This window comes from Rhodococcus sp. T7 (assembly GCF_009872365.1).
Taxonomy (GTDB): domain Bacteria; phylum Actinomycetota; class Actinomycetes; order Mycobacteriales; family Mycobacteriaceae; genus Rhodococcus_F.
This window is the reverse complement of the sequence record NZ_WXYH01000209.1, coordinates 37,058-47,927: the sequence shown is the minus strand read 5'-3', so window position 1 is coordinate 47,927 and position 10,870 is coordinate 37,058. Positions and strand designations below refer to the sequence as shown.

Here is a 10,870-nt window from a genome sequence, read left to right as displayed (position 1 = left end):
GGAGTAATGAGATGTCCGCCCCGACTGCACCCCGGACCACGATCCCCGAACCGGACCACATCCTGTTGCAGGCCAGGAACGTGGAGTTCGACTGGTCGAATCTCCCGATGCACTGGATCCCGGGCGACCCGTTCAGCACGCACGTCCTCAACGTCCTGCACCTCCTTCTGCCCGCGGGCGAGGAGTGGTTCGTCGAGACGTTCAAAGAGGCCCTGCCGCTGATCGAGGACGAGCAGCTTCGCGACGACGTCGTCGGATTCATCGGCCAGGAAGCGATGCACGCCAACGCGCACACCGGCGTGCTGGTGCACCTGAAGGAGAAGGGTCTCGATCCGACGCCCTTCACCGAGCAGATGGAATGGACCTTCTCCAAGATCCTCGGACCGCGACCGCTGACCGGGCTGCGTGAAAAGAACTACCTGATCGAGCGGCTGGCGGTCATCGCCGCCATCGAACACATCACCGCGTTCCTCGGCGACTGGGTCCTCAACGCCGACGGCCTCGACCGGGTGGGAATGCATCCGACGATGCTCGACCTGCTGCGCTGGCACGGCGCCGAGGAGGTCGAGCACCGGTCGGTGGCGTACGACGTGATGCGGTACTTCGACAAGCGGGAGTCCCGGCGGATCCGCACCCAGCTGATCGTGACCCCGGTCATCGTGTGGCTGTGGGTGCGTGGCACCCGATTCCTCATGCGGAACGATCCGGAGCTCGCGCAGTGGTCAGCGCACCGCCGCAAGCCGCACCTGACCGATTTCTTCGGGGCGGGCAAGCGCGGCACCCTCCCCACAGCATGGGAACTCGGGAAGCGGATGTCCACGTATTTCACGCGTGCGTACCACCCGAGCAACGAGGGTTCGACGGCGCAGGCCGTGAAGTACCTGGCATCCTCGCCGGCGGCTCAGGCGGCCGAGCGATGAAGCTGTCCCAGGTTCGGGAGGTACTCGCCGGGCAGGGGCTGCCCCGCTACGACGCGCCGCCGGACATCAAGGGCCGTCCGCGCCCCGACCGCGCCATGCGCCTCACCGAGGCGATGGCCGCCAAGTATCTCCGCGTTCTCACCGCGTACGAGTACGACCCCGGCGTGGCCGGTCACAACCCTGACGTGGCGATGACAGTGGTTGTCTCCCAGCGGGACGTCGTCGCATTGGACGACAACGTCGTGCAATTGCGGTTCGAGGCCGAGGACGGCGCGGAACTTCCTGCGTGGCAGCCGGGTTCGCACCTCGACTTCCACCTGCCGTCCGGGCTGCGACGCCAGTACTCGCTGTGCGGCGACCCGTCCGACCGCACGGGCTACAGCGTCGCCGTCCGGCGGATCCCCGACGGCGGTGGCGGATCCCTCGAGATGCACGCCCTCGAGCCGGGGGCGTCGGTGACGGTTCGCGGTCCCCGCAACGGATTTCCTTTCGTGGGCGAGGGGAGTGCCCTCTTCGTCGCCGGTGGTATCGGCATCACGCCGATCCTGGCGATGGTGCGCGCCGCGCGTGAACTCGGGATGGACTGGCAGTTCGTGTATTCGGGCCGGTCGCGGCAGTCGATGCCGTTCCTCGACGAGATCGAAACATTTGATCGGTCACGGGTTTTCATCCGTCCCGACGACGAGTTCGGCCTGCCGACCGCCGAGGAGTTGCTGGGGCGTGCCGCGCCCGGCGGCGCCGTGTACTGCTGCGGGCCGACCCCGATGCTCGAGTCGGTACGCCGCGCCTTTCCCGGAAGCCCGGCCACCGCATTGCATTTCGAGCGATTCGGGGCGCCGCCGGTCCTGGGCGGAACCGAATTCGAGGTGCAGCTCGTCAGCACCGGTGAAGTACTCACGGTGCCCGCCGACGAATCCGCGCTCACGGTCATCAAGAAGACGATGCCCGGAGTCGGGTATTCGTGCCAGCAGGGCTTCTGCGGGACGTGCAGGGTCAAGGTGCTGTCCGGCACCCCGGACCACCGCGAGACCCGGCTCACCGACACCGAGCAGGAGAGCGAGATGCTGATCTGCGTGTCCCGCGCCGACAGCGGCCGTCTCGTCCTCGACCTGTAACCCACAACTTCCCGAACCCGAACGACGACCAGAGGACACCCATGACTTCATCCACGTCCGGCACCGCCCGGCGGATCGCCAACGGTTCCGTCGACCTCGCCGTGTTCGAGGACGGCAACCCCGCAGGCGAGACGATGGTGCTCGTCCACGGCTGGCCCGACACCCACGAACTGTGGAGCCGGGTCGTGCCGTTCCTGAAGGAACGGTTCCGGGTGATCAGCTACGACAGCCGCGGCGCAGGCGAGAGCACCGTGCCCACCCGGGTCGAGGACTACCGGCTGTCCGCACTGGCGAGCGACCTGTTCGCGGTGATCGACGCCGTCAGCCCCGGCAGGCCGGTGCACGTGCTCGCGCACGACTGGGGGTCGGTGGAGGCGTGGGAGGCGGTCTGCGAACCGGGCGCCCGCACGCGGATCGCGTCGTTCACCTCCGTCTCCGGGCCGAACCTCGACCACCTCGGCAAGTGGATGCGCCGCCGCATCTCGGACCGCCGGTTCGGCGGGCCGCTCGCACAGGCAGTCGCGTCCGGCTACACCGTCCTGTTCCAGATTCCGGGCCTGGCGACGCTGCCGCTGCGGCTGTGGTTCTCCCGGCACTGGCCGGCGTTCCTGAAGTTCTTCGACCGCCTCGACCCCGCGCTGGTGCGTCCGGCGCCGACGCTCGCGGACGACATGGTGAACGGTCTCAAGCTGTACCGGGCCAACATCCGGACCAGCCTGTTCAGGCCGCGTGAGCGGTACACCGACGTTCCCGTCCAGCTGATCCTGAACAAGAACGACAAGGCGGTGCGGCCCGTCGGCTATGAGGACACCGAGAAGTGGGCACCCGACCTGCGACGTCGAGGGGTCGACGCCGGTCACTGGTCGCCGATCTCCCACGCCGAGGACATCGCGCAACTCGCCGCGGAGTTCGTGCTGGACGTCGAGGACCGGCAGCGGGGAAATGTCCCGGACGGGCCGTCCGAGAGCGCGTCGGCCTAGGTTTTCACTCCCGAAGCGCCCTGAAAATTCGTCTACGGGGCGCTCAGGGGTGTCATAGCCCGCTCCTGGGCCAGACGTACCAGTAAGATGGCCGAGGTAACTAGCGGCAAGATTCCCGATTCTCGTCTCCCGCGTGCCCGACCAGGGCGGTGGGCGCCTGCGTCGGGCATTGGACGGAGAAGGAGAGCTACCCACCCGTGGCTGCCCAGAAGTCAGACAAAAGCACCTCCAGCAAGGACTACGGCGCTTCTTCCATCACCGTCCTCGAGGGACTCGAAGCCGTCCGTAAGCGACCGGGTATGTACATCGGTTCCACCGGTGAACGCGGTCTCCACCACCTGATCTGGGAAGTCGTCGACAACTCCGTCGACGAGGCCATGGCCGGCTACGCCAGCAAGGTCGAGATCACCCTTCTCGAAGACGGTGGCGTCCAGGTTGTCGACGACGGCCGAGGCATCCCCGTCGGGATGCACGCCTCCGGTGTCCCCACCGTCGAGGTCGTCCTCACCCAGCTGCACGCCGGCGGCAAGTTCGACTCCGACTCCTACGCCGTGTCCGGCGGTCTGCACGGTGTCGGTATCTCCGTCGTCAACGCGCTGTCCACCCGGCTCGACGTCGACATCAAGCGCGACGGCTTCCGCTGGAACCAGACGTACACCGACTCCAAGCCGGGTGAGCTCGTCAAGGGTGAGCCCACCAAGGAGACGGGCACCACGGTCACGTTCTGGGCCGACCCGAACATCTTCGAGACCACGGTCTACAGCTTCGAGACGGTCGCGCGCCGCCTCCAGGAGATGGCCTTCCTCAACAAGGGCCTCACGATCACCCTCACCGACGAACGCGTCAGCGACGCCGAGGTCACCGAAGAGGTCGTCAGCCAGGTCGCGGACGCCCCGAAGACCGCCGAGGACGAGCACGCCGAAGCCGACGCGCCCGCCGTCCACAAGGTCAAGACCCGCGTCTACCACTACCCGGGCGGACTCGAGGACTACGTGCGGCACATCAACCGCACGAAGCAGCCGATCCACAACTCCGTCGTCGGGTTCACCGCGAAGGGCACCGGTCACGAACTCGAGATCGCGATGCAGTGGAACTCCGGCTACTCGGAGTCGGTCCACACGTTCGCGAACACCATCAACACCCACGAGGGCGGCACCCACGAAGAGGGGTTCCGGTCGGCTCTGACGGCGACGGTCAACAAGTACGCGCTGGACAAGAAGCTCCTCAAGGAGAAGGACCCGAAACTCACCGGTGACGACATCCGTGAGGGCCTCGCCGCGATCATCTCCGTCAAGGTAGGTGAACCGCAGTTCGAGGGTCAGACGAAGACGAAGCTCGGCAACACCGAGGTCCGGTCGTTCGTGCAGAAGGCGAGCAACGAGCACCTGTCGCACTGGTTCGAGGCGAACCCGGCGGACGCGAAGACCATCGTGAACAAGGCGGTGTCGTCGGCGCAGGCCCGCGTCGCCGCCCGCAAGGCCCGCGAACTGGTTCGCCGCAAGAGCGCCACCGACCTCGGCGGGCTGCCGGGCAAGCTGGCCGACTGCCGGTCCAACGACCCGAGCAAGTCCGAGATCTACATCGTGGAGGGCGACTCCGCAGGTGGCTCCGCCAAGTCCGGCCGTGACTCGATGTACCAGGCGATCCTGCCGCTGCGAGGCAAGATCATCAACGTCGAGAAGGCACGCATCGACCGTGTGCTGAAGAACACCGAAGTCCAGTCGATCATCACCGCGTTCGGCACCGGCATCCACGACGAGTTCGACATCGCGAAGTTGCGGTACCACAAGATCGTGCTGATGGCCGACGCCGACGTCGACGGCCAGCACATCGCAACGCTGCTGCTCACGCTGCTGTTCCGCTTCATGCGGCCGCTCGTCGAGCACGGCCACGTGTACCTGGCGCAGCCGCCGCTGTACAAGCTCAAGTGGCAGCGCGCCGACCCGGAGTTCGCGTACTCCGATCGCGAGCGCGACGCGCTGGTCAAGGCCGGCCTCGAGTCGGGCAAGAAGATCAACAAGGACGACGGCATCCAGCGCTACAAAGGTCTCGGCGAGATGAACGCCAAGGAACTGTGGGAGACCACGATGGATCCGGCGGTGCGCGTCCTGCGTCTGGTGACGCTCGACGACGCGGCCGCGGCCGACGAGTTGTTCAGCGTCCTCATGGGTGAGGACGTCGAGGCCCGGCGAAGCTTCATCACCCGTAACGCCAAGGATGTCCGCTTCCTCGACGTCTAGGTATCGGGCACAAGAGAATACGGATCTGCTGCAGCCACCGGTGGTCGAAAGACCCCGGTGGCTGCACCCGTGTGGGCCGCTTGCGGGACCGGGTGACGCAGAAATCCGTCCTCGACTGTGAACGGCGATTCTGTGTAGCCTGGTCGGCTGATCCACCCCGTGGCGGCAACGTCTGGGATCAGTGGTGCGCATGTTACTTGGAAGTAAGGATCGGGGAATTTCTGTGGTAAGAACGTTCCCCATGGGGATGTGATGAACTCGTTACATTCGGAAATCGGTGCGTCGGGCAGCGCTGCGCACAGCGCAACTGATCGATCACTTTCCTCTGTCGACGCGTGTCGTCCGATCCGGTACGGCTGCCCTCTCGCGGGCGGGGTCACGAGCACAGAGCGACAAGCTATGAGTGGTTGGAAAGGAAGCGTGGGATGAGCGACGATTCGCCGCCCCGGGCAAAGTTCTGGGATATCGAGGGCTGGGGCCTGCGGTGGAAGGTCACTGCGGTACTCGCAGTTCCCGTCACCGTCGCCATGGTGCTCGGCGGGCTCCGCGTGCAGGGCGAGCTGAGCAACGCCGTCCACTTCACCGAGGCCGCCGACCAGATCGTCGTCGTCCCGGACATCGTGGCCCTCGAGGCCTCGATGGGTACCGTGACCAGTGGTTACGCCTCGGGCACCCTCACCAAGGAGGACCGGGCGACCGCGGAATCCCTGATGAACGACGTGGCCGAACAGGCCCGGAACCCCGAACTGGATCCCGCTGTCGCGAGTTCCATCAACCAGACCGTCTCGGACGGCCGGGCCCTCCTGAATCTGATGGATTCTCCGGGTGTCGCCACCGATCTGCTCGCGGAACGCCAGCGCGCGTTCGCCGCGGACTTCATCCGCGAAGTCGACGACATCGTCCGTCCCATCGAGGACAGCGAGGTCGTCGACAAGGGTTACCAGCTGACCAACGCCTGGCAGGCGCAGCGCCGCCTATTCGAACAGGCCATGGGTCTCGTCATCGTGAAGGACGTGTACGCCAGTCCCGAAGGACGGGAGAAGGCCCGTACGGGCAACATTCCCACCTCCGCAGTCGTCGCGGCCGCCGGCGCCGAATCGAGCCTCCTCGACGTCCTCGACCGGTACTACCCGAAGGGCGACGAGCGGCTCCAGACGCTGCGGAACAACATCAACGACCGCAACGCTCTCATCGACAAGGGCCTGGCGGACGCGGCGCGCGGCGGGGTGCTGCCCATCCTGCAGCTGCGTTCCTCCCTCATCGCGAGCCGCGACGTCTACCAGGAACTGACCAGCGAGGCGGCGAAGGACATCGCGTCCACCGTGCAGGTTCGCGCCGCCGAGACCCGGTCCGCCGCGCTGCGCGACACGGCGATCGTCCTCGGAACGCTGCTCGCCGCGCTCGTCCTCGCGCTCCTCGTGTCGCGGTCGCTGATCGGCCCGATCCGCCGACTGCGGTACGGCGCCCTGAAGGCCGCCCGCCGCGACCTTCCGGACGCGATCGAGCAGATCAAGGCCAGCGACGATCCGAGGGCACTGTCGTTCGAGCCGGTGGCCGTGCACTCCTCCGAGGAGATCGGGCAGCTCGCCCGCGCCGTGGACGACATCCACGGACAGGCACTCAAGCTCGCCGGTGAGCAGGCCCAACTGCGCCTGCAGATCAACGACATGTTCGAAACGCTCGCCCGCCGAAGCAAGTCGCTCGTCGACCAGCAGCTCGGCCTGATCGAGAACCTCGAGTTCGAGGAGAAGGATCCGAAGCGGCTCGAGAGCCTGTTCCGCCTCGACCACCTGGCCGCGCGTATGCGCCGGAACGGTGAGAACCTGCTGATTCTGGCCGGCACCCGCGTGCGTCGGTCGCAGGCGGCACCGATCCCGCTCGGCGACGTGCTGCGTGCCGCGATCTCCGAGGTCGAGGACTATCAGCGCGTCCAGATGGGTGCGACCCCCGAAGGCGCACTCAGCGGCACCGTCGTCACCGACGTCGTGCACCTGCTCGCCGAACTCGTCGACAACTCGCTGCGCGCCTCGCCGCCGGACACGTCGGTGACGTTCAGCTTCGCCCGCGCCGTGGACGGCGGAGTGCTGCTCGAGATCGCGGACCGCGGCATCGGTATCCCCGCCGACGACATGCGCGCCGTCAACGAACGCCTGGCGTCGGGTGGCGAGGTCGGTCCCGAGACCGCCCGTCACATGGGCCTGTTCGTCGTCAGCCGGCTCGCGAAGCGGCACGGTCTGACCGTGCGCCTGCGGTCGACGTTCGACACCGCCCGCAACCCGGGTGTGACCGTCAGCATCCACATCCCGAATGCGCTGATCGTGTCGCAGGCGGCGCGGCAGGACACCGGATCGCAGCGGAAGATTCCCGCGGCACCGGTCCGGACCGCCATCCCGGCGCCTGCTGCCCCCGCGCCGCGCAAGGACAACCCGCAGCTGCCGGCCACCCGCAACGGACTGCCGACCCGCACCCCGTCCACGCCGCCGAGCCCGGCTCCCGCAGGTCTCGTGGCGACGGCGTCGGGCACCAGCCTGCCCCGACGGCAGCCCGGTGCCAGTGGCATCGCGGCCGGCGCGGGATCGTCGGCCGTTGCCCCGGCCGCACAGTCCCGGGACACCGTCAACGTCCGCGGATCCGGAGCGATGCCGAAGCTGCCCGTGCGGCGGCCGCAGGCCGCGACCCCGGAATCCCAGTCGGAGACGGCACCGGCGGAATCGCAGCCGCAGCACGCACCGCACGCACCACGCGGCGAGAACCGCATCGAGGCGCCCCCGTCGTCGAACGGCGACGATCAGAGCCCGGTCCGGCACCGCTACCGCACCAACTCGGCGAAGACCGCGTCGTTCTTCCAGTCGCGGATCGATCCGCCCCCGGCCGAGGCCACCCCGCGGCCCGGCGGCGGCACCCCGATCTTCTCCGACATGGTGTCCGACTGGCTGACCGATCCGACCGGCACCGAGGGCGCACCCGGCGTCTGGCATTCCGCCGGCGACGCCGGATGGTCCGCCGCGGAACGGATCAACGAGACCCCCGTCGAGGTCGACCCGGAGATCGGACTGCCGAAGCGGCGTCCCGGCGACCGGCTGGTTCCCGGCACGGTCGAGGGCGCGCACAATACGGGGACACTGCGCCGGGTGCGCGACCCTGAGACAATTCGCGCCAATCTCAGTCGTCACCAGCAGGGCGTCCGAAACGGCAGGGCCACGAGGCTCGCGGAACGCAGCAGCATTGAAGGAGACCGATGAACACCGCTCATGGATCCGACGTCACGCGACCTCTCGACTGGTTGGTGTCGAACTTCGCCAGTGACGTGCCCGGTGTCTCGCATGCCGTGCTGGTGTCCGCGGACGGTCTCCTGATGGCGGCCAGCGCCCACCTCCCCATCGACCGGGCCGAGCAGCTCGCCGCGGTCACGTCGGGGCTCGCCAGCCTGTCGGCCGGTGTGTCCCGGCTGTTCGAAGGCGGCGGCGTGCTGCAGTCGGTGGTCGAGATGCAGCACGGGTACCTGCTGCTCATGAGCGTCGGCGACGGTTCACACCTCGCGACGCTGACGGACGCCGAGTGCGACATCGGGCAGGTCGGCTACGAGATGGCGATCCTGGTCGACCGCGTCGGCGCATCGGTGCAGGCCACGGCCCGCACCCCGCAGGGTCTCTGACCAGCCCATGCCCATGAACGACCACCACTCGGAGCGGCCGGGCCCGAACATCGTGCGCCCGTACTCGCTGACGTCGGGCCGGACCCGGCCCGCGGTCGAGCTCGCGCTCGAAGCGTTGATTCAGGCACTGCCGCAGTCGGTGGACCGGCAGTGGGAACTCGACGACGTCAACGCGGCCATCGTCGCGTTGTGTCAGCAGTCGCCTTCGGTCGCCGAGATCGCCGCCCGGGTGGGTGTGCCCCTCGGAGTGGCACGCGTCCTGGTCGCAGACCTGGTCGAGACCGGTCATCTTCAGATCCTGGCCACCCTGAAGGAAGACTCGACCGACTCCGAACGTCGTGAACTCATCGAAAGGGTCCTCAGTGGACTTCGCGAAATCTGATCCCCGCAATCGGGTGACCTCGACCAAGATCGTGATCGCCGGCGGGTTCGGCGTCGGCAAGACCACGCTGGTGGGAGCTGTCTCCGAGATCGTCCCGCTGCGCACCGAAGCGCTCGTGACCAACGCCAGCGACGGCGTCGACAACCTGGCTGCAACGCCGCAGAAGGCCACGACCACCGTCGCCATGGACTTCGGTCGCATCAGCCTGGCCGACGACCTGGTGCTGTATCTGTTCGGAACCCCCGGTCAGCACCGGTTCTGGTTCATGTGGGACGACCTGATCCGCGGTGCGATCGGGGCGATCGTCCTGATCGACACCCGCAGGCTGGACGAGAGTTTCGCGGCGGTCGACTTCTTCGAGGCCCGGCAGCTGCCGTTCCTCGTCGCGATCAACGAGTTCGACGACGCCCCGCGTTACCCCATCGAGGACATTCGGGCGGCCCTCGCGATCTCCGAGGACGTGCCGATCATCCCGATCGACGCGCGTGACCGGGAATCGGCGAAACGCGCCCTGGTCGCGATCACCGAATACGCACTGACCAAGCTCCACACGGCCGCGTACTGAGGATTCGAAACATGTCGGACGAGTTGCAGCACTTCTCCATGGGCACCTGGATCGTCGCCCTCGCCGCGGTCACGTCGTTCATCGGCGTCTTCGTCGGCATCGCCAGCGCCCGCAAGGCGATGACCGCTCCGAACCCGAGGCAGCGGTACCTGTGGCTGGCGTGGGGCGCGCTGTCCATCGGCGGTTTCGGCGCCTGGCTGCCGCACTACATCGCGATGGTCGGGTTCGAGGTCTACGGCAGCGTGGTGCGCTACGACGTCCTGTGGATCGCGATCTCGTTCGTGGTGCCCGTCGCGGCCGCCGCGGTGGCATTGCTGATCATCAGCCCGCCGCCGACGAAACACCGGCGGCCGAGCACGTCGGTGGAGATCAGCCGGCTCGCAGGCGGTGCGGTGCTCCTCGGCATCGGATTCACCGGAATGGACCTCGCGATCGTCGCCTCCCTCGAAATCCAGGGTGCGGTGAACTCCGACATCGTGCTGACCACGGCTTCGGCCGCGATCGGCCTCGTCGTCGGCGCCGGAATCATGTGGTCAATCTCCGCCCTCGAGTCGCGCACCCTGCGTCTCGTGGCGTCGGTGGTCGTGGCGGTCGGACTGGTGGCCATGCACTACACCGGCGTGTTCGGGCTCAGCGTCACCGTCGACCAGTCCGTGGCGCGCCCGGACGGGCTCGAGGTGTTCTCGATCCTGTTCCCCGTATTCGTGCTGGGCATGCTGGTGGTCACCATCCCGATCACCGCCCTGCTGATGGCGCCCGACCGTGTCGCCGCCGAGCTCGAACTCGAGGCCGACATGCTCGCCGCCGAATCCCTCGCCGCCGAATCCCTCGCCGCCGAAACGCAGGGCAGGGAGCTCGAACTCCAGTAGTCGAGGCGACTGCTGCGGCAACGATTCCCGGGCGCACCCGAGTCCTTCACCCTCATAGCTGACCTGCACCTATAGACTCGGGTGGTTGCGCGACGTCGTGCTGGACCGCGAGTCCGCGAGGAGACGTCAAGCCGAGTAGAAGAA

General features: G+C 67.5%; 9 protein-coding genes. All 9 read left to right on the top strand.

The genetic code is table 11. The annotated features are described in order from the left end of the window. Window positions 1–11: 11 nt before the first annotated feature. The 9 genes from MLGJGCBP_RS19720 (at window position 12) to MLGJGCBP_RS19680 (ending at window position 10,726) form a co-directional block, all read left to right on the top strand. Window positions 12–920: a metal-dependent hydrolase gene (locus MLGJGCBP_RS19720; protein ID WP_160097656.1), complete on the top strand. Its 909-nt coding sequence runs from the start codon at window positions 12–14 to the stop codon at window positions 918–920. Beyond that, window positions 917–2,035 carry a PDR/VanB family oxidoreductase gene (locus tag MLGJGCBP_RS19715; protein WP_160097655.1) on the top strand — a complete coding sequence of 373 codons (1,119 nt, stop codon included), beginning with the start codon at window positions 917–919 and terminating at the stop codon, window positions 2,033–2,035. The genes MLGJGCBP_RS19720 and MLGJGCBP_RS19715 overlap by 4 nt, the downstream gene beginning before the upstream one ends. 41 nt (window positions 2,036–2,076) lie before the next feature. Next, window positions 2,077–3,015, top strand: coding sequence for an alpha/beta fold hydrolase (locus tag MLGJGCBP_RS19710; protein ID WP_160097654.1), 939 nt, complete (start codon window positions 2,077–2,079; stop codon window positions 3,013–3,015). 197 nt (window positions 3,016–3,212) lie between these two features. Beyond that, on the top strand, window positions 3,213–5,255 hold the full coding sequence (gyrB, locus tag MLGJGCBP_RS19705; protein WP_160097653.1) for a DNA topoisomerase (ATP-hydrolyzing) subunit B: 2,043 nt from the start codon (window positions 3,213–3,215) through the stop codon (window positions 5,253–5,255). 425 nt (window positions 5,256–5,680) lie between these two features. Further along, window positions 5,681–8,497 carry a sensor histidine kinase gene (locus MLGJGCBP_RS19700; protein ID WP_160097652.1) on the top strand — a complete coding sequence of 939 codons (2,817 nt, stop codon included), beginning with the start codon at window positions 5,681–5,683 and terminating at the stop codon, window positions 8,495–8,497. Beyond that, entirely contained in the window at window positions 8,494–8,910 is a 417-nt protein-coding gene (locus MLGJGCBP_RS19695) for a roadblock/LC7 domain-containing protein (RefSeq protein WP_005249096.1), read from the top strand. The genes MLGJGCBP_RS19700 and MLGJGCBP_RS19695 overlap by 4 nt, the downstream gene beginning before the upstream one ends. Before the next feature lie 7 nt (window positions 8,911–8,917). Beyond that, window positions 8,918–9,292 (top strand): DUF742 domain-containing protein, encoded by a 375-nt coding sequence (locus MLGJGCBP_RS19690; RefSeq protein ID WP_160097651.1) that lies wholly within the window; start codon window positions 8,918–8,920, stop codon window positions 9,290–9,292. A gap of 13 nt (window positions 9,293–9,305) precedes the next feature. After that, a complete protein-coding gene (locus tag MLGJGCBP_RS19685) occupies window positions 9,306–9,857 on the top strand; it encodes a GTP-binding protein (protein ID WP_087555308.1) in 552 nt (183 codons plus the stop codon). An 11-nt stretch (window positions 9,858–9,868) separates the two neighbouring features. Next, window positions 9,869–10,726, top strand: coding sequence for an MHYT domain-containing protein (locus MLGJGCBP_RS19680; RefSeq protein WP_160097650.1), 858 nt, complete (start codon window positions 9,869–9,871; stop codon window positions 10,724–10,726). Window positions 10,727–10,870: the final 144 nt, after the last annotated feature.